Raw genomic sequence first — 21,623 nt, 5'->3', positions numbered from 1 at the left:
TCTATTAATATTATCAGACATTTTTAGCAAAAAAGCAACTAAAAATAAAAACCCCCACCGCTCAATTAGCGATGAGGATCGATTAAGTCCAATAATTCCGGCCTGATTTTGCCGTCAGGTAAAAGTTCCAGCAGGCCACAGGTAGGAAAACTGCCGCCCCGGGGTTCAGCGGCACTGCCGGGATTAAAGATCAAAAGTCCGTTCTGCCAGGCGATCTGCGGCATGTGAGTATGTCCATAGATAACAACATCCGCCTCAAACTGCTTCCCCCAGTACAAAAGGTCCTGAACACCATGTTTCACCCCGTACCGGTGACCATGGGTCAGCCATATCTTTTTATTTCCCGCTTCAATAAACGCATCGACTTGGGCCCGGTCGCCGGAACCGTCACAATTCCCCGCCACCATGTGAACCGGCAAAGCAGTTATTTCGGCCAGATAATAACTGTCCCAATAATAATCGCCCGCATGGAGCCACATAGCAACCGGGCCGGCAGCCGCCACGGCCAGTTTGACGGCAGCTTTGCTCCCATGAGTATCGCTGATTACGCCGATTTTCATTGCCTGTATCCTGCCAACTTGACAGCCATGTTTTTCAAGGCTTGTCCCCGGTGGCTGACAGCATTTTTCTCTTCCATCGTCAATTCCGCCATGCTTGCCTGGAAGGCCGGCAGGAAAAACAGCGGATCATAGCCGAAGCCATTTTTTCCCCGCGGCTCCGGCAAAATGATTCCTTCACAGGCCCCTTCGGCGGTTATCAGAGTGCCGTCCGGGTCAACAAATGCCAAAGCGCAGCGAAACCGTCCGCTGCGTTTTTCCCGGGGCACCCCCTCTAATCTGGCCAACAATTTTTGGTTATTTTTTGCATCATCCGCATCTTCCCCGGCGAACCGCGCCGAATAAACTCCCGGTTCGCCGCCAAGAATATCCACTTCCAGCCCCGAATCATCGGCCAGACAAGCCTTACCGGTTTTCGCCGCATAGTAGTGGGCCTTTAAAACAGCGTTTTCCATGAAGGTCATTCCGGTTTCAGCCGGTTCTTTTATAATGCCACAAGCGGCGAGACTCAGCACGGTAAACGGCAGATGGGCAAAAACAGCCTGTATTTCAGCCACCTTGCCTTTATTTTGGCTCGCCACCACTAATTCCTGCATCCTTCTCTCCCCACCTTCCACGCCAACGGCCCCAACACGTCCTTTTGGTATTCGATGATCGCGGCAACTCCCTGTTCCCCGATGGATAGCATTTGCGCCAACTGCTCCTTAGTAAACGGTCTTTTTTCCCCCGTTCCCTGGACTTCCACCATTTGCCCGTTGCCGGTCATAACTACATTCATGTCCACAATAGCCCGGGAGTCCTCTTCGTAACACAAATCCAGCCGTGCTTCCTCGTCCACAAGCCCGACACTGATCGCCGCCAAAAAATCCCGGACCGGAAACGGCTTGCTCTCGTCCGTATAGATAGAATTCACTGCGTCCACAAGGGCAATAAATGCACCGGTAACCGAAGCGGTGCGGGTCCCGCCGTCAGCCTGAATCACATCGCAGTCAATCCATATCGTCCGCTCCCCCAGCGCTTTCAAGTCTACAACACCGCGCAAGGCCCGGCCAATGAGCCGTTGAATTTCATGGGTGCGGCCGGTCTGTTTTCCCTTGGCGGCCTCCCGCACATTCCGGGTTTGGGTCGACCGGGGCAAGAGGGAGTATTCGGCGGTAACCCAGCCTTCACCCATGCCTTTTAAGAAAGGCGGCACTTTTTCCTCAATCGTGGCGGCACACAACACCTTCGTGTTTCCTACCTCGATCAATACGGAACCTTCTGCATATTTCAAATAATGCCGTGTAATTTGAATCGGTCTTAGTTCATTGTTTTGCCGGCCATCGATTCTCATTCTAGCTTCCCCCTCAGATTTCTTCCAAAATATCCTGCTCTTTATCCTGGACAAAATAGTGTTGATACTGCCCTTGTTTTTTAGCTGCCAATACCTTATCCCGCGCTTGCCGGCATTGGGGACAACTATCCCTGCCGATGATCGCAGCAAAAGCCGACTTATGCCGGAACGAACTTCCGGCAGCCTCGGTAGCAATGGTCACATAGCCATTACAGCGCGGGCACAGATGCACTGTTTCGGTCTGCCGTTCGTTAATTCCACTGTCATCATAATAAATATCCCGCCGGCGATGCCAGAAGGAGCCTGCTTTCGCCATTGCCTCCCGGCGCAGAACATCCCGCGCCTGCCAAACTTGCCGCCAATAGTCGGCAAGCTGCCTGATATAAACCATATTCCGCTCCGGCTGGGGCGGACAGCGTTCAATATCCGGTTCCACGACCCTGTCATATTTCATTCCGGCCATTGCCAGAATAATCCCGAGATTGACGTAAGGCAAGGCGGCTTCGATGGAATACCCGCCCTCGAGCACGGCCACATCGGCCTGTAATTTGTCGGCCAGTCTGGCATATCCCTGGGCCGTTACCGCCATGCCTGCCAGCGGATCGCTGTAATGATTATCCTGGCCGGCGGAATTAATAATCAGTTCCGGTGCAAAGTCCTCCAAAAGCGGCAAAACCAAATTATCAAGCAAATAATGAACTCCCTCGTCCCCCGTTCCCGGCGGCAAAGGTAAGTTTACGGTAGTGCCAAGCGCGTTGGGACTGCCCATTTCGTCGGTAAAGCCGCTGCCCGGATACAGAGTGCGTCCGTCCTGATGAAAGGAGATAAACAGCGTGTCCGGGTCATGGTAAAAAATATCCTGCGTCCCGTCCCCGTGATGAACGTCCGTATCCACAATGGCAACTTTGCGAATACCATAATGGCGGCGTAAATATTCGATCATTACAGCCTCAATGTTTATCGTACAAAAACCGCGCGTACCGTGGACCACCCGCATGGCATGGTGGCCCGGCGGTCGCACCAGGGCAAAAGCCCGTTTCACCTCGCCGTTTCGAACCGCTTCCGCGGCGGTAATTGCGCCGCCGGCAGAAACCAGATGCGCATCCTTGATTAGAGAAGCAATATCCGGCACCCCGACATGCACCCGCTCCGCATCCCGGATTGTGGCTAGCCGCGGCTTATATTCCCGGATTCCGGGCCGGTCAAGCAGACCTTCCTCCAGGATTTGGTCCCGCGTATACAAGAGACGTTCCTCCCGTTCCGGATGACTGGGCGTAATTGCCCAGTCAAAGGCCGGAAAGAACACCAGTCCGAGAGAATCTCTGCCCAATCATTCCACCCCCTGTCGCAATTCGAGGAGTACTCCCGGTTTCACCTGCAGCCGGCAGGTGAAACTCTTGCCAACCGTATTAAAACCGCGCACCAGGTTAAATTCCTCTTCGTAGACCGCTTCCGCATCGGCAAAAACGATCCCTTCCCGCGCCGCCCGGTCGGTTAGATGACGCAGGCCCAACTGCCGTACCTGGGTCATATTCATCCGTTTATCAGGCAGACGGTCGACTACGCCGCATTCGGCAATCGAATAGATGCCCCGGTCCGAGTCGGCACGAAGGGTCACTTCTACCGTCGGCCTGGCCACGGCGGCACCAATGGCATTGGCGACCATAGCGCCTGCCGGCAGGATGCAGCCCAATTTCATTTTCTCGGCCACACACGGGACCAACCCGGCAGCGGCGCCACCGACACCAATCAGATTTAGGGGACAAAATGCGGCTTCGTGAACAATGTCTTCCACTTTATATACCGGCTCAGCGGCGTGTTCCGCCACCATATCGTCAATTTCAGCCTGCAGGAAGCAGGCTGCCGTTTCAATTACCCTGACCGCCGTCTCCTGCGGTGAAAAACCGCCGGCCTCACCAAGCCGCCGCATCGCTTGCTCCGCCAGTCCGGGATCGCCAAACCGGCTTAACCCGGCCACAATTAACGCATCCGACAGCGCCGGTTCCGGGCCGCCCGCCGCCATGGCCGGCCCCCGCCGGACCGGACCGATTTTTAACCGGCCGTTCTCCCAGTGCGCATAACTATCGCCGCCAATGCCTACCGACTTTAAACGGAAAGAACGTACTGCCGTCGGATATCCCTCTATCCGGGCGCCCCGCTGCGCAAACAGCGGTATCCCATTGCGCCATAATGCCAGATCGGTAGTCGTCCCGCCGATATCCAGCGAAACCACATCCCCTGCCGGCCTTTGCAACGCCATAATACCAAGCACACTGGCCGCCGGCCCGGTGAACACCGCCTCCACCGGCTGGGATCTGGCCGCACTAAGGGGCATCGTGCCGCCATCGGCTTTCAGAATAAATACGGGAGCTTCAATTCCCCGCTGCCTGACAGCCTCCTCGATCGCCGCCGCAAAGCGTCCAAAATGACTCCCTACGGCCGAATTATAATACGCCGAGTTAGCCCGGCGCACAAAATTCAGGCTGCCGGAAACAGCCGAACTCAAAGTAATTCTCTCTATGCCCAGCCGTGACCGAACCCACGCCGCCACTTGTTTCTCCGGCTCCGGGTTGCGCACGGAAAACTTGCCGGCAATCGCAACCCCCTGTGCGCCGGCTAACTGCTGCCGTACTTCGTCAATTTCCGCTTCCCGGGGAGCGGCGATTTCCCGTCCCCGGTGGTCAACATAACCGGATATAAAACAGGGATTTACCGGAAACAACCCGGTTAAGTCCATGCCCGGGCCGGGCATCAGCAATAATCCAACCCGGTCGGCTTTTCCCTCGACTAAAGCATTCGTTACTATGGTGGTTGATAGGGATACCCTCTCAATTGTCGGCCGGTCGACGTTCACAAGAACTTCATCCATCGCTTTGAGGATCCCCTCAATCAAGTTGCCCTGGGTCGTAGGTGTTTTTGCCCAGGCCGTCACTTGTCCGTTGCCGACAACCACCGCGTCGGTAAAAGTGCCTCCCACGTCAATCCCCAGCAACATATCCATTCCTCCTAACCGGCACATACGGCGCAGCCAATAGCACCGTTTAACTGGGGATGGTCCGGCACAACCACCCGCACATTCAGCTCTTTTTCCAGTATGGTGCGTAGAGCTTGCCCAAAAGCAACGCCGCCGGTAAATACTATATTTTCACTAAGCAGCGAAATCAGCATCGGTTTTATCCGTTTAAAAATGGTATAGTTCACACCGGCTGCCAGTTCCGGGACATTATGCCCCTCTACAATGCGGCCGATTAATTCGGACTCACCGAAAATGGCACAGGTCGTATTTAGTTCTACCGGGTTGTCGCTGTAACGGCTCAGTTCCTCCAGGGTAATGTCCAGTACATGGGCCATATTTTCCAGATAGCGCCCGGTACTGGCGGCACATTTATCATTGGTTTGGAAATCGGTCATTTTACCCTTGCGGACTTTAATCACTTTGCTGTCCTGTCCGCCTAAGTCAAGCAGGGTAAAATCAGTCAATCCGGTCTGCCATACCGCACCAAGGGTATGGGCTTTCAATTCGGCAATGACCGTAGCGCCAATAATATCGACCGTGTTGCGGCCATATCCGGTTGCAATTAACCGCTCTACCGTCGGCAACCCCATAGCCGCAAAATCGACAACCAAACCCTGCGGGGTCATTTTGCCGTACTCGCGATAAAAACGTATTGTCTCCACCAACTGTTTTTTTTCAATGCTCCCATCCTGCATCAACACCAGTTTGACACTACGGCTTCCCAAGTCTACACCGCAAATCAATCCACTTCACCTGCAACCCTCTAAACTGTCGATACGCATCTTCGTCTGTGCGTCTACTCTCCCGGGATTAATGAATATGCCATCGACATTGCATTTTTCGATTTCAGCGGCAATATCGGCAATCCGTCCAAAAGCACCGTAAAGACCAGTATACTGCCGGGGTTTTGAACTGGAAGAAAGTACTTTGAGATCATAAGACAAGGAGGACGGCCTTATGCCGACCCTCCTCTGCGCTTCCTTATTTGGCCCGTTCCCTGATTACTCCCTGCGCATCCGCTTCCACTTGCGCATAGTTTTTAATAATAACGATCGGTGTTTTTTGGCTGGCATTGCCAAAGGGATTATCAATCAATATACGCGCCAGCGTTTGGGGATCTAACCCCTCACTGGCCCCTAAAACGGCCGCCCGCTTTAAATCGTTGACATCCGCCACGGCTGCACCGAAGCAGCCCAGCCGTTTTTTTATGGCCTCCGCCACTCCCGCAGGATTCTGCGGCCCGTATACCAGATGCTTATCATAGGGCGGCATGGTCCCGGTCACATCATCGATTAAAGCGGCCTGCTCGCCGGCCAATTCATAAAACACACCGTTCCGGCCGATCAGTTTAGCCAGAAACCCCATAATCATGGCAAACAAGACGCGCCATTTTCCTTCCGCATCCATCGCCGCCTGCATACCGTAACAGCTTGACAAGCTTCCCTTTTGCGGCACAAAGCGGCATAGCACTTTAGCCAGAAAAGATGGTTCCATTTCCTCCGGCCGGGTAATGCGTCCCTGCGTAATTGCCACAACACTTTCCGCCACAGACACTACATCGTCCGGACCGATATCTTGCCCCGCATAGTGAGCGATTGTTTCCACAATATCGTCGTTTGCCGTTAAAATCCGGGTACGAACCGGTTTCAGTTCTATTTCAGCCATATGTAATCGTCTCCTATTCCCCGGCGGGAGCCAGCTGCATGGCCCGTTGTATTTCTTCCGCCGTCATGAGCATACGCGTCTTGGCAATATACCATTCACTGCGTGCGACAACCTGATAAACCAGGTCAATCGGCATATCCACCAGGTCTCTCAGATCCCGCCGGATATCACCTTGTTTCGAAGTAAATTTGACCGTAACAATAACGATGCCGCCGGTGGTTTTCGGTACAATCAGCGCCTCCCAATATCCGTCATTGCGCGGCGCCCTTTCCAGCATTAACCGCGACGATACCTCCGCCGCGTCATACTGTTCCTGCGGCAGCAAATGGCGCGTATATGCGTCCATAATGGTTCCGTCTTGTGTCCCTTTATTAAGAAAGGGTACCTGACAAGTGAATGTGGCGGTGCTGTCGGTCGCCTCAGACAATAAGAAATCCGTGCGTTCCTTTACTAAATAAGCAAACTCCGCATCTCCCTGGCGGGCAATATAAAGCCAAACAGCGACCATCAAAAATATAACCAACAAGAACAAAACTACCAAAAAATTCACAGTGATGCCTCCATCTCTACAGGGGGCATATAGGATGCCCGACAATAGTCTTTTTCAACGCTGAACTATTTCCTTCTATGCCGGCGGAGGAAATCCTTCCCGCCGGCTAAATTCACGTACTATCAGAATAGCTTAAAATGTATTCTACCTAATTGGCTTTTTTACTATACATAAAATCCGGTACTATTTGGCAATGGCTTACCGTTTCTCTTCCCGGTCGTATAAAGCATGCAGCCGGTCATAATAGACCGACGGCAACCGGATAATTTTGCCTTCCCGGTCAGTAAAAACATTTTGAGTTTTCCCCGTGGCCAATAATAAACCATCCGTTTCCCTGACTATCTGATACGTAAAAATCATTTTAACCTTAGTCAATTCAGTTAATGTCGTCTGAATTAAAATCCAGTCGTCAAAACGGGCCGACGCTTTATATTGGCAACTAACTTCCGTAATTGGAAACAATATGTCTTGCGCCATTAATTCCAGTAAATAAATTTCCGCTTTTTTTAAATATTCAACCCGTCCCATTTCAAACCAGCGAAAATAATTGGAATGATGAACTACTCCCATCATATCCGTCTCAACAAACCGTACTTTATCTTTTACCGTAATCATACATCAACCCTCTTATCCCTTTAGCAACAATGCAATCTTATCAACCGCTTCCTTGAGAAGCAATGCCAATGAGCGGTTTTCCAAACCAACAATCTCAAAATGACTTTGGCTCACGGGAATCAAGTATTTTCTCGCCTCGCAGGAAGCAACGGACTCGGCAATTTGCGGGGTAATTTCGCCCATTAAGGCGTTGGGAATCACAATGCCGACGGGTCCTACCACTACATCCGCCTTTTTTATCGATACTCTTACCGCATTTTCACCGGTAGCGCCCCGTTGAGCCCCGGCTTTAACCATTCGATTGGTAGCCAGAGAGTTTGTGCCCAAAGCAACAATTTCAGCCTGCGCACCCAGCTTCTCTACCAAAAGAGTCACCAGTTGGACCCCTAACCCGCCACCCATACCATCGATAACAACAATTTGCATACAGTCACCTCTTACGCAGCACAAGGCCCAACGGCCCCATGTCCACTGCCTTTAAATACTTCTCCATTTTACTTTTATTTCATAAATTTGTCAAAATCACCATTGCAAAAACCCGTCCGATTTGGCACATCATTGTAAATCTTTAGAATACACTATCTACTTGATAATCATTCTCGAATGGATTATAATCCTATTGAAATTCCAAATAATGTATGTCCACTATATGGAGAGGAGTTGTCAGGGATGCTCTATAATGAGGAAACCCGTTTGTGCATCACCGATTTGAGATCTACGCTGGAAAATGTATTGTCTGCTCTAGATAAGGGAACTCTCGTCGAAAACAGCCATGTTGATACAATGAAATCCATGCTGGATGCTTTCGGCAACCATGTTGATCTGAATCTGCTCCGCAATACTCCCGGATTGGATAGTGCTTATATACAGGGACTACACTATACTTTCGGCAAAGTGATCGAACAGGATTGCCAGCTTAACCCCCGCGAGATTTATGAGGTCCGCTCTTTTCTGCGTCAGTATGACGACATTATGGCCCATAGTGAATCTATGTAGCCAGCCCCATAATCTGCTTCGGCAGATTATTTTTTTAAGTTTTTATTAAAATACCAAATTGATGCAGGATATTCTTCCCGGCTTGCGAATACCTGTATTTAAGAAGTAATGGCAATGCCTCTAGAATAACATGCAAATCCACCCCGTTGTTCTCTTGATTTCAACTTGTTTACTCGTCACTGTGACGCACGGTCATTTAATTCCGTTCCAGGAGGTATAGCCAATGACTCTAATACGGGAACTGGGTAAAAACGCCGGCAACATTTTAGACTGGTTTATTTTAGTTGAATTTGTAATTATTTTGTCCGTCTTATTGGTTGCCGACTGACTTGACGGCTCATAAATCTGCTTTTTAAAGCGGACTGGTGGTAATTCTGTCCGCTTTTTGTTGTGCTAAAAATCATTGCAAGGGAGTCTTTTTAATGAAGAAATGGTTACTGTGGATCGTTTTGCCGGTTATGCTGCTTTCCCTGGCAGGATGCAGTCAACCGCCGGGAAAACCGGACGACATTGTACAGCGCTATGTTGCCGCCGTTGATTCCGGACAGAATGAAGCAGCCTACGCGTTATTAACTGCTGCTATTAAAAACAAGGTATCCCCGCAGGATTTCGCATTAAGAAATAAATTACAGGCGGAGCTGGGAAAAATAAAGGCAGAAAAAATAACCAGGACAGGGGAACAAAAAAACCGGCAGCTTGGCGGGATACTCTATCCGGAGGTAGTGGAATTCCAGGTAAATTCCACAATCAGTGATCCGATTGATAACAATAAGGAAATCGAAGCTTCCGGTCCGCTGTATGTGGTGAATGATCAGGGAGCCTGGAAAGTACACAGTAAAGCATTGGAAGATGTAAAAACCGAAATTGCCCGAGAATACAATTATCTGGGTTATGCCTACCGGACGGGAAAAGGTAAAACTAAAAGCGCCGCCGATGCTGTCGCCGCTTTTAAGAAATCGCTGGAATATAAGGAAATTCCCGAAACCCTGCGGCAATTGAGTATAGCCTACAATGACTTAAACCGTTTTGACGACGCCGTAGCTGCCGCTACCAAGGCAGTCAGCTCAGCAACCAACAATGAATCCAAATCGGACTGTTTAAATACGCTGGGCGTAATCTATTACAATCACCGGGACTTTGCGGCCGCCCAGAAATATTTTCAGGCGTCGCTGCAAGCGAATCCCCAAAATCAGTATGCGGCCACCAATCTTAGTAATGCTAAAAAATTAACTTCTTCCAAATAACTAAACGGAAAACTTGTATGCAATCTCCTTCGGCCAGGAATTTATTTTTTCATTTTGGACAAAATAATGTTTACCAAGCATTGTCTTCTGAAGAGTGAGGTGAACGCTTTGATTAAACATGCTTATGGCACAACTTCGAAAGTTCCCGGTAAACAGCCGGCAACGGCCCAGGGAAATTTACGGGTAAAGCATAATACTGAAGATAAAAGAGGTACTGCCAAATGAAAGAACCCCCCTATAAGACCGGAACAACCGGCGTAGAAAAAAACACGGCGGTCAAAAAGCAAAACAAGCAAGAGCATACTGTAAATCCACCGTCAGTACCCACTCAGCATTTTTAAAACCGGCGCAGCAGAATAGTTTCTGTTGCGCTGTTTTATTTATTGCCGGATTTCTTATACCACGGCTTAAACCTTTTTATCTTATCCGGCAGCGCACCGGCGTCGCCGTCAAAAGTAATCGCCCGGTCATCAATATAAACAATGGCCGGTGGTTTATGAGACACCACATCATCAACAATAATTTCCTGCCGGTCGAGCCATTCTTTAATTGCCGCCAGCCCTCGCTCTTCGAAGCACCGGGTTGACACAACAACCACCCGGTATTGTTTGCGGATTTTTTCAATCGCTTCCTTAATACCGGGAACAGGTGGGTCCGGAATCACGTCCACCCCTTTAAATCCACTGCTATAACTATGAATAACCCCGTCAAAGTCCAATACAACCGTTCTGTCCAGGATGACTCCCCTCCTTAACCATTTTTTGCTTAGTATTTCCCCAGCCATATATTCTCTACCCTTAACCCGCATAAAAAATTGCCTGTAACTCAAACTAAAAAAAACGTCAGCAAAGGAGTGTTCCCTATGCCAGTTTACCGCGTATATCTAGACGGTCAGGATACCGGCAATTTCGTTACGGGCTCAACTTATGCGGATGCCTACTTTAATGTTGCCAGTACCGTTCCGCTGACTTATGAGAATGACGTACAATTAAAAGAAATTGATTCGAAGACCGGCCCCCACTAAATAAAAGATACCTATAGCGCAGATAGATCATTTAGGGTGGAATTTTAATGTGGCTTATTTTATTTTTCAGGGTCTTCCTGATTCTCATTTTTTTATTGGCTGCTTGGAAATTCGGCGATTGGAAAAACCGGGCAAGATATTATCCGACAGTACTGTTTGTAATTACCGCTAATTTAGGCGCAAGCTTTTTAAGTTATCACCACAATCTTTGGGTCTATAACCCGGATGCTTTAGTAAAAACGCAAACAACCGTAGAAATGATTAACAGTTTTATTATGTTACCCGCAGCCACGTTTATTTACCTTTCTAACTTTCCAACCCAAAAACAGCATCCATACGGCTACATGTTACTATGGGTTTTCCTTTTTAGTATGCTGGAATTTATCGATTCTCATATAGTCCACGGCATTTCCTATGACAACGGTTGGTCATGGTTCTCCTCGTCTTTATTCGATTGTGCTATCTTTTCCGTTTTACGGCTTCATTATTTAAAGCCGTTTTGGGCTTGGTTCGTTACCGTCCTGCTGACAATTTTCATTCTCACCCTTTTCAACTTTGGTTCAGCGGAACTGAAATAATATGCTCCGGCGAATATCCCGAGCGTGGTCTTTCGTATAAACAAGCTCCAGGACTCCGGTAAAAAATATGTGAAGCATTATTTAAGAAAGTACTTGCGGTCAATCTGCGAGTGCTTCTCTTTTTTGTTATCCCAGCCGCCTTTGCCGCCGGTCTCTGTTTCCAATCGCAATGTGTTTTGTAACTATGCCGGCGAGGTTCACATAGTATATTGTAAGAGGAGGTGAATCGGGATGTTTTTTGACCATCCTTGGGAAGATCCGGAATTTATGGAATGGGACGATGATGCGGAGGAAAGAGTGGTCTGTAACCCCTATGCTTGCTATCCACGTCCCTGCTATCCGCACCAATGCAATCCCAGGCTCTGTAATCCTCAGCTCTGTTATCCCAGAAAGTGCAATCCACATACTTGTAGCCCACAGCGTTAGAAAAAAGCACTTGCAATCAATCCGCAAGTGCTCAATTTTCCTTGTTTCGACATCATTTATAAATATTATACAAAATAAAATCATTCTCGCAGGAGGGATTTTGGTGCATACTAACTGGTATGAATGCCTGGTAGAAACAATTCAATTTTGTGAAGTTAACTGTGAAAACATGGCAACCTACTTCACAAGAACACCGGATATTACTACCAGAGAAAAACAGTTGCAATTTTTACGTGACTGTGCTGATCTCTGTGGCTGGACCAGCAAATATATTGCACGCTGCAGTACCTTCGCCAAAGATATCGCCGGCTTATGCGCTTGTATTTGTGAAGCATGCGGCAAAGAATGTTTGCAACACTGTGATGAAGAATCACAACATTGCGCCCGTATCTGTTTACATTGCGCAAAAGAATGCCGGAATTTTGCCTACGAAAAATTTGAAGCGTTTGGTGATCCCGCAGATCCACCTAAAGTAATTCATAGTTATGAATGAAATACTACCTAATCTCTACTAATTTTTACCCATTCATAGTTGGGGTGATTCCGGTTGAGGCGGTTCTTTAGGAATTGGCTTATGATCTTTGTGCGGTTTTGGCTGAGGCGGATCATCCGGATTGGGAGACGGCTCATCCACTGCAATAATATGATTTTGATTTATCCATTGGTGCTGATTGTCATGAGCACTTACTGTTGAAGCAACACTCAAAACAAACATAGCAAGTATCAAAATTAGCATCTTTTTCATTTCTATTACCTCCTTTTAACTAATTTAGATTATATTGCTTAATTGTTACAAAAGTGTGGCAAGACTGAGTTAACCAAGCCCTAGCAGGCGAAAAGCTTCTTCTTTAAACGGGCCAGAGCCCGTTTTTTCAACTGGTTTACTGCCGCGGTTGTCACGCCTAAATCCTGGGCCACTTTAGCCATCTTATATTGATTCATGACGGTTTGAGCTATTACGTATCGCTGTTTGGGCGGCAATTGATTGATTGCTTCCTTTATCTTGCTGAGTTCTTCTTTTTCTTCTACCTGCTCTTGCAGATTTTCCCGCGCCGTCAAGTTATTGAAAAAAGAATCATCACTGAAACACTCCTGTTGTTCTCTTTTTCGCTGTCGCCGCCAAATATTAAACAAACCATATTTGACCCTGCTTTCCAGATAACCTGCAATGGGGACTCCCCTTTTAGGGTTATAGGTTTGAGCAGCCTGAATTAAAATTAGCCACGTTTCTGATTCCGCATCTTGCAGCTTATGGCGATATTGCCAAGAGTATTTTTTAACCAACGGCATAAATTGGTGGCAAATAGCCGAAATTTGTTCTTTCATCATAAAACCCCCAAAATATAATGCCAAGAACATTTATAAATGCTGTCCTTAGCCATCTTCTAACAGCATTTTGTTGTTAGAAAGGTTAAAAAAAGAATCCTTGCCATGATCTTGAACTAGTTCTCCCAACTCGATACCCTTTTTACAACATTTTGCTGTTCATAACTTTATAATAATACAACATTTTGATGTTGTAAAGTTTTTTTACATTTTTTTGTTGTAAATGTTTATTTTACAATTATATGTTGTATAATGATATTGGGAGGTAGTTAAATGTTTGCTGAACGCCTGAAGATGCTAAGAACCGGCAAAGGAATTACGCAAGAAGAACTGGCCAGATTATGCGGGGTAAGACAGCAAACTATCGGTGGATGGGAAACAGGAAGAACCCAGCCAGACCAAAAATCAATTGTCTACCTCGCAGATTTATTTGATGTCTCTATTGATTTCCTCTTTGGTCGTACTAACGAACGTCAGCCCGGCACCGGAGTTAAAGCGATTGACGACCCGGAAGTATTAGATTTTATGAAAGATATCACCGCAGATTTTCGCTTAGACAAGAATATATCAGAAAAAGAAAAGCGGGAAATTCTAGAAGATTTAGCCGATTATTTTCGTTTTAAAATGGAACAATTTAAACGCCAGCAAAAGTATTAACGGAACGACTCACCAGGCCGTTAATATTTTTTGCCCCTTTGAATCGAACATACATTCTGGCCATGCGCATATAATTGGATACTGATTTAATTTTATAAATAGGCTTTTGGCAAATCGGAAAAAGGGAATAAAATATGGAATGAATGGAGCTTATAGGCTTAAACCCCTAGAAGAAGTAAATCGGCTTCTTCGGAATGAAGATATTTAATTCCTAAAGTTAAGCCTCCCAATGGCAGAACAAACAATATCCGACGGGGTTGATTTCATGACGAAAGAAGTAATCGTTGAGCAAGCACAGATCATCTTAGAAAAATACAAGCCTTTCGGGGTAGCCGGTATGAGTCTGCTGGACAAAATTTGTGATGAATACAATATCATAGTAGAGCAGCATATGTTCCATAATTCGTTCAATGGTATGCTCTGGACAAAAAACAGGCAATATTATATCCTCATTAACTGCAATCTTTGTCCGTCAAGATGGCTGTTCACTTATGCCCATGAAGTGGGGCACTGGTGGCTGCACCGTCACATCCGGGGAAATTTTTTCTGCGGTCCGCCTAATGGACAAACCTACAATCCGGTTGAGCATGAAGCCAATATCTTCGCTGCAGAATTGTTGCTGCCACGGGAACAAATTTTGCAGTGTTTAGATTCCGGCTTAACGGTAAAAAAAATAGCCCGGATTTACCGGGTATCGGAAGAGGCGGCAACGTATAGGGTTAAGGAATTGCAATCAAGAAGCGTTTAGATTGGAGATTACATCTTTAATCGGTCTTCTAGGACTAGGCAGGGCTTCTATGGTCGGGTAGCCCATTCTGAACTGAATTACGCTGTGCCACTGGGGAACTTTTAAGATCTCCCGTAGAGTGTCTCCAAAACGGTGGGGCAGGCCCAGCGCCAGTTCTCTGTCTCTACGCTCCGATAGTTGGTTTATTATTTGCATTCCAAGCCCTTGTACAGTAGCCCACAAGTGAATTCTTTGCCACAGTTGTCCTGCCTTAACGATTTGCTGATAATCCGCAAGATCCCGAACGGCGATAAATCCAAAAGCAGCGGCCGTTCCCACTTGCTTGTTTTTGAGTGTATCAAGCCAGAATTGGTTGTTTTTTTCTTGAGACATGGGCGGCAGCATTTTCGCGATAACACGGATAAACGCCGGCAAACCTTGACTGTCTATTGTTATCCCGTCTTTGTATTTTTCTATGTCTTTCCAGGAAAGTCTCGTCCACTTCGAATCAACAGCAATCTGTTCTTTATCGGCAATAAAAGCTTTGGTTGCTTCAACCATCGCTTCACCGATCCTAAGTTTATCCTTTGGGGAATCGAATACGAACAATTTAACCGCTGACTCTTCCGGGTTGAGATTCATTAATGCCTCAATTGCTTCTTGTGAAACGGGGTGATTTGTATCATAAGGTCCACGGTTCATGTGGCGCTTGGGAATGGCAGCATGCAGCTCAGAATAAAAAGGTATTCCGGCAGCTAATTCCATCTTGGCTATATGCCGGTTGTCCTGCTCATTGGGGAAATAGGTTATTTGCGGAGAATAACCCATCGCTTTTGCGGCAATTGTGATGTTTTCAACAGCGCAGCCTAAGCTAATGTACATCTCTCTCAAATAGGGATCAGCAGGACCAAGATTCCTGTTGGTGTCTGCCTTAACATCGATAGAAGAGTCGCCTAGCTTAAAAAGCCACGGTTGGGAATTATGAGCATTTGCTGCCAGGATCGCAGCATTTATTAAACCTTCGAAACCTCCGTAACTCTTTCCCCATGCTTCGTAGGCAGGTCCTTGCCCAGCATTGAATATTCCTGTTTCTACGGCTCTCCAGAGTCCTCCTGCCGCGAGCATGCCGCCAACAACAGCTGAGCCCTTGATAAAATTGCGGCGATTGATCCCTTCCATAATCTCCATAAACACTCCTCACCTTCCATTCGGAAACAAAATGCTTCCCTTTTCTTCCTATGATATCGGGAATGATTGGCTTAATTGCGGAATTTTACTATGCCCGAGAGGTTCCGTCATTTTAACAAAAAAGAAGCTCCCCTGTCCACGCGGGAGCCCCGAAAAGGATAGCCTTGAGGTCAGTCAGAATCCTTATATTCTGGCCTTACGTTTTTAGATCGCTGTTTTAAATACCCTTGCTGATTCCAAATTTAAAAAATCCATTAACTGTTCAGTACTCCAGTTACTTGTTAAAACTGCACTAATTATAGTATTAACGTTCTGTGACTGGATTGTGATGTCAATAAGACGCCTACACTTGCAGCCAGTAAAGATAAGTCGAGAAAATTTTTCATCCTGTTCATTTAATAAAACTCGCCAACTATCTTCAATTTCCATAGGCACATCCCCTCCAGAAATTCTCAACTCAATATTAACAGGAAATCCGCATCCATCACAAGCAAATACCCAATATATGTATGTTAATTTTTTGTTAACTCAGAAAACCGATTTAGAAGATGCATGAATACTTTATCAAAGTTGTTCCCCAAACAACAAAAAGCCTTCCAGCAAAATATTCCACAGCACTGATAAAAAAACCCTTTACCGAAGTAAAGGGTATACTCGACATAATAACAGAGTTGGGAAGGGCGTCCCGTTTTATGTCGAACTATATGCTTATTTTAATATAAAATCGTGATAAAAATATTAAGAAAATGTAATGGTGATATAAAGAAATCATAAGAAAATTATAGGAAAACGGTCAAGTCGTCAAGAAAGCGCCCCGAGGACGCTTTCTATCACTCATCGTCTGGTTTATTTTCCTGATCCCTAGATAATGGTTTGGTGGCTGGCTGTAGATTCCCTAAGAAAGTAGTTCTTTCAGATCGCACAAGAATACCTTCTTGCCACATTTGATACCCGTAAATCACTAATGCGTGTCCCAATGTGATTAGATATGATTGGAAGGGAGAAATACCAACCAAATTAAATATATCCCTACTCGGAAAATAATACTGAAAGAGGAAGAAATCAAAACCTATATCTAAGATTGCATTAGTAATCATATACATCCAAAATCGCCTATAAGTAAATATAAATACCCACATTGTCAGTACTAAATTTAAGCCAATATCAAACGGCATTAAACTATGAAGAGGATAAGCGGTTTCTCTATGAACCCAAAATCCCAGAGTAACACCTACATCGCCTATTATTGCGCTCGTAACTGCAGAGAACAAACCAACAGGCATATAGCGTTTTACGTCTTCCTTTTTCATAAAAAAAAGAGTCAAAAAAGGGGTAAGCAGCATAGACCATAAAATTACCTGATTACTCATAGCAAGCCTCCTATGTTGTCTATAGCTTATATTTTGCTTGTTATATGTTTTTTATACACTAGTCATGGCTTCCTTCCCCCGATAAACTTAAAACTTCAAACTTCTTGTCATGATTTCTTCATATTTGTTTTATACGATTATACAGAGGTGAATTGCAATGTCTAATGACATATCGTCCATACAGAATCAAATCCAAAACACTCAAGTTCACCATGGCGGTGGCGGACACGGTCATGGCCACGGAAAAAAAATCAATGACATGCAAAATGTCTTTTCCATGGATGAGAAAGAAACCAAGGTCAAGCCTAAAACCCGTCTCCAGTCAGAACACTCGGCCAAAATTGACGTAAATCCAGACGCTGATTCTAAGCAGCAAAAACAGCAGCAAAAAGAAAAGTCCTCCGAAGAACAAACGAAAGACAAAAAACCGGCAGAAAAAAAGCCATTAGGTTTAGACGCATTAGAAATTATCGGCCAAATGAACAGGATGTCGATTTATACTCTAAATAACATTAAAAAGCCCTGAACTTAAGTAGTCACTCTACTGCCCTTGCGCCCTCCCGGAGGAACCGGAAGATGTACAAGGGCAGTATGCTTTGAATCCGGCCTTTTTTTGCTGCTTTTATCCATGGCTGGGCCTCCTTTTCTTCTTTTTTAACCCAAAATAATTTGTATCTATCATATCTTCTCATAAAATTTAAATCTCCATATTATTGTCACGTTCTTGACACATTTCCCCTATATAATAAGTTTAACTTACGGGAATAGCTTAGTGGTAAAGCGTTGGTTTCTAACCAAAGACATTGAGTTCGATTCTCTTTTTCCCGCTCCAGCAAATTCAAGTCTTTCAGTTTTTTACTGGAAGGCTTTTTTTACTTTGAGATTTTGTTCCTCAAAGCATGAAAAAAGCACTTGCGTCAAATCCGCAAGTGCCTGATTTCTCTTATGGTGCGCCCGGCAGGAATCGAACCTGCGCTCCCGGCTCCGGAGAACAACCAAAGCCTTTTTATACAAAATTCACAGTCTATAGCCCCCGCAAAATCAACACTTTGCCGGGGTTTTAACTATTTGCAGTCTATGATTTTTTATTGCTTCTATAGAGTATTGCCTGCCTAATTGCCTGCCTAAATCTTCATTTTTCTTCTCCAATTTGTTTCAAGTAAATTAATTTGTAGCCACAGCACAACCTAAGTGTTATCCACCAAATATAGGCTGATTCTATATCATAAAACCCATAAAAGTCTATCAAGCCGTGTGCTAGTTTATTTCGCATATTACTGCCGAATTCTTCAATCAGTAGACCTTGTAAATCAAAAACAATATCTTCACCAAGAATTTGTGTTAGCTTTTCATTGTAAAGTAAGGAATTTACATTTGCCTCCAACTGAATACCAGCATCATCTAAAGGCGGAACATATCCTCCCGTAGCTTCCAGTATATATCTTATAGAATTTTCAAGTTGAGGAATTAATAAGTGTGTACTTAAAAGAAAATCACCTATAAAGCCGTAATAAAGTCCTTCTGCAAATATTCGTTCGCGTCCATCAGGAATAAACGGATTGTAGCTTACCAAATCATACAAGTCGCATTTATTTACCTTATGCTCTAAAAGAAGCTCCCTCCTTGCCGGTTCGATTAATCCCACAAAGTTACGAGCACGAACCAACACAGCCGCCATAAACATTTCTGCCTTTATTGCCGCCTCTAATTGGTTAGGGTCATCACTCATCATACTAGGTTTCCGCTTAACGATCTTTCCAGATTCATTAACAACAACACCCGTAATACCATACTGTAACGGGTATTCTTTAGCCATTTTATCAATGTTGTCTCGAAGTGATTTCATTTTTGGAGAAGAGGCTATATATGCAAAAACATTAATTGCATCGCCCAGACTTTTGCCACGGACTCTTTTCTTTGCATATTCCGCATAACAGTCATGTTGTTCTGGTGTTAGCAACTCTATTTTTATAGTTCCAATTTCGCTCATAGATTTTTTTTGATATTCCAGCAAGCGAGAATGAAGTTCATCGATCCGTTCTTTCTCGCCACCAACTCTACGTAAGCCTTCAATTGCGCTTAATATATGAGAAGCTGCTGTATTATACGAGGGTTTTTCCTTCTCCAATTCCAAATCTGCATCTTTTACAAAAGTTTCAGCAGCTGATTTTCGACATTCCTTGACTTTATAAACATCCTTTTTCTTAGAATACCACCTAGCACTTAAATCCCAATACCAACGTGCCCAGTAAAAATTTCTATTATATTCCGACTTCTTTGCGAACTTTTCAGTAAGTACAGAATATTTATCAGGGTTACCAGTTTCCATTTCTAAAAGGATCTTTATCAAATCATAGTTCAAAGTTACAATTTCCTGAAATCGCTCTAATGTATTTTCAATAATATCCGTCACTTGTGTGTATAGTTTCTTATTTTTACCCAAATAGTTTATCAATTGTACTGCTCTTTTAATTCTTTCAATGCTAGGACCAAACATCTCAATTTTTAATAAGTTATTATAGCTTCCCAAATAAGCTTGAATCGCAATATTGGCGAAATTATAATCATGTTTAATAATCCAAACAACATCAGCAATTCGTGCCCTAAGTTCTGGATCTGTTATTTTAGGAATCAATTCTTTCAAGGTCTCAATAGAAGGAATAAAGTCGTCTAGAATGGCACTACGAGAAGCACCAAGTTCTATTAGAGCTTTATATGGCTCGTCTCTTGAATCATAATTCGGACAAAGCGACGTAATATCTCCTAAAAATTTATACACCTCTTTAGATTTATTATTGTCAGTCGTTTCTACACTACGCATTTTCTCGAAGAACTTTGAATGATAATTTAAACATGTTTTTTCATCTAATAAATCTATAACTTCTTCCCACAGATACGAGTCGCTATCTTCTATAGTGTACCTTTCTGACATAACTATCACCCCAAAATCTTCTTTATATTTTCAGTCAAGTATCTTTGCTATATTTCTTTTAATAAAAGTTAGTCATTCATCCGTTTTTCCCTTTCATAAACATTATGTATCTAAAAAAACATAGCTTTTTACTTAGGCGTGATACTAAATAAAAAGCATTATACGTTTCGTTTTTATTATCAAATAAATATTAGCCAACCAAAAACGCTGCCACCGCCCGCACGGCCACATCCTGAGTATCAGGCAATAAATGAGAATAAGTATCCAAAGTCATTTCAATGCTTGCGTGTCCCAGCCGCTCCTGCACGATCTTTGGATTAATACCGTCAAGCAGCAACAGACTGGCATGTGTATGCCTCAGATCATGAAAAGTAAAACTAGTATCGATACCGGCATCTTTCAAAAGTGCCTTATACTTTCTAGAAGAAAAATGCTTTGGATAATAGCATTTACCAAACGTCCCACCAATAATCCAGCCGTTATCCTCATATTTGTCGCCAAGCTTTTCTTTGTGCCACTCCTGCCGCTTTTGTTGCTTCTTCAGTGTCTTTATTAAATCCTCATGCACCGGTATTTTACGGGCTACACCGGTTTTTGGCTCTTCAATTTTAAAGCCGTGCTGAGTACCTACTCTTGACCTTCTGACTGTAATATACTTCTGTTCATAGTGAACATCATCCCATTTCAGTCCCAGCACCTCCCCCAGTCGCATACCAGTGGATAACGCTATATAAACAGCCACATATAAATCGCTCTGCGACATTTCAGCTCCTTTTCTAGGTGATTCCAAACTTAATTTAGCCTGTTCTCTGGCTGTGTCCAGCAGCTTCTTAGCTTGTTCTTTATTTAACGGATGAATCTCTTCTTTGACCAGCTTGGGCGGGTCTGTCAACTTGGCCGGATTCTTAACCAAGAGTCCCACTTTTATCGCTTTATCTAAGCACCCGATAAAATAGCGCCGTATACCCCGAACCGTTGAAGAAGAAAGTCCTTGTTTCTTCTCACCGCCAGTAATTAACAACTCATTAAATAGCCGTTGTATGTCCGGAACCGATAGTTTAGTAATTAGCACATCATTAAATCGATCCTTAACATATTTCATGCAGCTATAATATTTTTCATAGGTTTTTGTACGGACAGAAGGTTTTACAAAGTCCTCTAACCACCGATCAACCCATGCACCAACAGTCAATTTATCCGCTTCCGGCAGCAGCCCGTCCTCTAGGTTTTTGATCCATTCCTTTTTCTTCTTATTAACTTCCTTCTGAGTCTTACCAACAAACATTTTTCTCTTGGTTTTGCCATCTGTATCTTTATAAGTTGCCTGCGCTTCCCAGCGCTGGCGTTTTTCGTTATAATAAGCTGTCCCTTCACCATTTGATCGCCTTCCGGCCATTTACAACACCCCTTATAAGTAAA

26 protein-coding genes are annotated in these 21,623 nt (G+C 44.9%); 8 read left to right on the top strand and 18 right to left on the bottom strand.

Features of this window, described 5'->3' with window-relative positions; translation table 11 throughout:
- Positions 1–65 precede the first annotated feature (65 nt).
- The 10 genes from LUCIF_RS08565 to LUCIF_RS08515 all read right to left on the bottom strand — a co-directional run bounded on the left by LUCIF_RS08565 (position 66) and on the right by LUCIF_RS08515 (position 8,162).
- Positions 66–560: a YfcE family phosphodiesterase gene (locus LUCIF_RS08565; protein WP_122627460.1), complete on the bottom strand. Its 495-nt coding sequence runs from the start codon at positions 558–560 to the stop codon at positions 66–68.
- On the bottom strand, positions 557–1,153 hold the full coding sequence (locus LUCIF_RS08560) for an XTP/dITP diphosphatase (protein WP_122627459.1): 597 nt from the start codon (positions 1,151–1,153) through the stop codon (positions 557–559). Before LUCIF_RS08560 ends, LUCIF_RS08565 begins: the two co-directional genes overlap by 4 nt.
- A complete protein-coding gene (gene rph, locus LUCIF_RS08555; RefSeq protein ID WP_122627458.1) occupies positions 1,141–1,890 on the bottom strand; it encodes a ribonuclease PH in 750 nt (249 codons plus the stop codon). The genes LUCIF_RS08560 and rph overlap by 13 nt, the downstream gene beginning before the upstream one ends.
- A gap of 13 nt (positions 1,891–1,903) precedes the next feature.
- Positions 1,904–3,220, bottom strand: a complete 1,317-nt coding sequence (locus LUCIF_RS08550) for a histone deacetylase family protein (RefSeq protein ID WP_122627457.1) — start codon at positions 3,218–3,220, stop codon at positions 1,904–1,906.
- Positions 3,221–4,885 (bottom strand): hydantoinase/oxoprolinase family protein, encoded by a 1,665-nt coding sequence (locus LUCIF_RS08545; protein WP_122627456.1) that lies wholly within the window; start codon positions 4,883–4,885, stop codon positions 3,221–3,223.
- 11 nt (positions 4,886–4,896) lie between these two features.
- Positions 4,897–5,649 carry an acyl-CoA dehydratase activase gene (locus tag LUCIF_RS08540; RefSeq protein ID WP_122627455.1) on the bottom strand — a complete coding sequence of 251 codons (753 nt, stop codon included), beginning with the start codon at positions 5,647–5,649 and terminating at the stop codon, positions 4,897–4,899.
- 238 nt (positions 5,650–5,887) lie between these two features.
- Positions 5,888–6,571, bottom strand: a complete 684-nt coding sequence (locus LUCIF_RS08530) for a coenzyme F420-0:L-glutamate ligase (RefSeq protein ID WP_122627453.1) — start codon at positions 6,569–6,571, stop codon at positions 5,888–5,890.
- A gap of 13 nt (positions 6,572–6,584) precedes the next feature.
- Positions 6,585–7,121, bottom strand: a complete 537-nt coding sequence (locus LUCIF_RS08525) for a hypothetical protein (protein ID WP_122627452.1) — start codon at positions 7,119–7,121, stop codon at positions 6,585–6,587.
- Between the two features lie 198 nt (positions 7,122–7,319).
- Positions 7,320–7,736 carry an acyl-CoA thioesterase gene (locus LUCIF_RS08520; RefSeq protein ID WP_122627451.1) on the bottom strand — a complete coding sequence of 139 codons (417 nt, stop codon included), beginning with the start codon at positions 7,734–7,736 and terminating at the stop codon, positions 7,320–7,322.
- Between the two features lie 12 nt (positions 7,737–7,748).
- Positions 7,749–8,162, bottom strand: a complete 414-nt coding sequence (locus LUCIF_RS08515; RefSeq protein WP_122627450.1) for a DUF3842 family protein — start codon at positions 8,160–8,162, stop codon at positions 7,749–7,751.
- A gap of 243 nt (positions 8,163–8,405) precedes the next feature.
- Here LUCIF_RS08515 and LUCIF_RS08510 point away from each other — a divergent pair, with 243 nt between their 5' ends.
- Both LUCIF_RS08510 and LUCIF_RS08505 read left to right on the top strand, forming a co-directional pair.
- Positions 8,406–8,732, top strand: coding sequence for a hypothetical protein (locus tag LUCIF_RS08510; protein WP_122627449.1), 327 nt, complete (start codon positions 8,406–8,408; stop codon positions 8,730–8,732).
- 422 nt (positions 8,733–9,154) lie between these two features.
- The gene (locus LUCIF_RS08505) at positions 9,155–9,976 is read left to right on the top strand and encodes a tetratricopeptide repeat protein (RefSeq protein ID WP_122627448.1); all 822 of its coding nucleotides are present in this window, start codon (positions 9,155–9,157) and stop codon (positions 9,974–9,976) included.
- A 376-nt stretch (positions 9,977–10,352) separates the two neighbouring features.
- On the opposite strand, the gene LUCIF_RS08500 is transcribed toward LUCIF_RS08505, so the two are convergent.
- The gene (locus tag LUCIF_RS08500; RefSeq protein ID WP_207857264.1) at positions 10,353–10,760 is read right to left on the bottom strand and encodes a hypothetical protein; all 408 of its coding nucleotides are present in this window, start codon (positions 10,758–10,760) and stop codon (positions 10,353–10,355) included.
- A 78-nt stretch (positions 10,761–10,838) separates the two neighbouring features.
- Here LUCIF_RS08500 and LUCIF_RS26020 point away from each other — a divergent pair, with 78 nt between their 5' ends.
- The 3 genes from LUCIF_RS26020 to LUCIF_RS26475 all read left to right on the top strand — a co-directional run bounded on the left by LUCIF_RS26020 (position 10,839) and on the right by LUCIF_RS26475 (position 12,497).
- Positions 10,839–11,000: a hypothetical protein gene (locus LUCIF_RS26020; RefSeq protein WP_165865937.1), complete on the top strand. Its 162-nt coding sequence runs from the start codon at positions 10,839–10,841 to the stop codon at positions 10,998–11,000.
- Positions 11,001–11,047: 47 nt separating this feature from the next.
- A complete protein-coding gene (locus LUCIF_RS08495) occupies positions 11,048–11,578 on the top strand; it encodes a CBO0543 family protein (RefSeq protein ID WP_122627447.1) in 531 nt (176 codons plus the stop codon).
- A gap of 280 nt (positions 11,579–11,858) precedes the next feature.
- On the top strand, positions 11,859–12,497 hold the full coding sequence (locus LUCIF_RS26475; RefSeq protein ID WP_207857262.1) for a four-helix bundle copper-binding protein: 639 nt from the start codon (positions 11,859–11,861) through the stop codon (positions 12,495–12,497).
- Positions 12,498–12,530: 33 nt separating this feature from the next.
- On the opposite strand, the gene LUCIF_RS08480 is transcribed toward LUCIF_RS26475, so the two are convergent.
- Complete coding sequence (locus LUCIF_RS08480; protein WP_122627445.1) at positions 12,531–12,749, bottom strand: hypothetical protein; 219 nt, start codon at positions 12,747–12,749, stop codon at positions 12,531–12,533.
- Positions 12,750–12,829: 80 nt separating this feature from the next.
- A complete protein-coding gene (locus LUCIF_RS08475; RefSeq protein ID WP_165865936.1) occupies positions 12,830–13,333 on the bottom strand; it encodes a sigma-70 family RNA polymerase sigma factor in 504 nt (167 codons plus the stop codon).
- A 270-nt stretch (positions 13,334–13,603) separates the two neighbouring features.
- Here LUCIF_RS08475 and LUCIF_RS08470 point away from each other — a divergent pair, with 270 nt between their 5' ends.
- Complete coding sequence (locus tag LUCIF_RS08470) at positions 13,604–13,987, top strand: helix-turn-helix domain-containing protein (RefSeq protein WP_122627443.1); 384 nt, start codon at positions 13,604–13,606, stop codon at positions 13,985–13,987.
- A 229-nt stretch (positions 13,988–14,216) separates the two neighbouring features.
- The gene (locus LUCIF_RS08465; RefSeq protein ID WP_122627442.1) at positions 14,217–14,735 is read left to right on the top strand and encodes an ImmA/IrrE family metallo-endopeptidase; all 519 of its coding nucleotides are present in this window, start codon (positions 14,217–14,219) and stop codon (positions 14,733–14,735) included.
- On the opposite strand, the gene LUCIF_RS08460 is transcribed toward LUCIF_RS08465, so the two are convergent.
- The 3 genes from LUCIF_RS08460 to LUCIF_RS08450 form a co-directional block, all read right to left on the bottom strand.
- A complete protein-coding gene (locus tag LUCIF_RS08460) occupies positions 14,721–15,902 on the bottom strand; it encodes a twin-arginine translocation signal domain-containing protein (RefSeq protein ID WP_122627479.1) in 1,182 nt (393 codons plus the stop codon). The genes LUCIF_RS08465 and LUCIF_RS08460 overlap by 15 nt on opposite strands.
- Before the next feature lie 204 nt (positions 15,903–16,106).
- Positions 16,107–16,331, bottom strand: a complete 225-nt coding sequence (locus LUCIF_RS08455) for a hypothetical protein (protein ID WP_122627441.1) — start codon at positions 16,329–16,331, stop codon at positions 16,107–16,109.
- A 401-nt stretch (positions 16,332–16,732) separates the two neighbouring features.
- The gene (locus LUCIF_RS08450; protein WP_122627440.1) at positions 16,733–17,272 is read right to left on the bottom strand and encodes a hypothetical protein; all 540 of its coding nucleotides are present in this window, start codon (positions 17,270–17,272) and stop codon (positions 16,733–16,735) included.
- Between the two features lie 157 nt (positions 17,273–17,429).
- On the opposite strand from LUCIF_RS08450, the gene LUCIF_RS08445 reads away from it, so the two are divergent.
- A complete protein-coding gene (locus tag LUCIF_RS08445) occupies positions 17,430–17,798 on the top strand; it encodes a hypothetical protein (RefSeq protein WP_122627439.1) in 369 nt (122 codons plus the stop codon).
- A gap of 606 nt (positions 17,799–18,404) precedes the next feature.
- Here LUCIF_RS08445 and LUCIF_RS08435 read toward each other — a convergent pair.
- Positions 18,405–20,204, bottom strand: a complete 1,800-nt coding sequence (locus LUCIF_RS08435) for a DUF7380 domain-containing protein (protein ID WP_122627438.1) — start codon at positions 20,202–20,204, stop codon at positions 18,405–18,407.
- Positions 20,205–20,394: 190 nt separating this feature from the next.
- Positions 20,395–21,600, bottom strand: a complete 1,206-nt coding sequence (locus LUCIF_RS08430; protein ID WP_122627437.1) for a tyrosine-type recombinase/integrase — start codon at positions 21,598–21,600, stop codon at positions 20,395–20,397.
- Positions 21,601–21,623: the final 23 nt, after the last annotated feature.

Origin of the sequence: Allolucifera butyrica (genome assembly GCF_900476375.1) — a bacterium.
GTDB lineage: Bacteria > Bacillota > Negativicutes > Sporomusales > UPPP01 > Lucifera > Lucifera butyrica.
The sequence above is the reverse complement of the archived record's forward strand: the minus strand, read 5'-3'. Positions and strand labels throughout refer to the sequence as shown.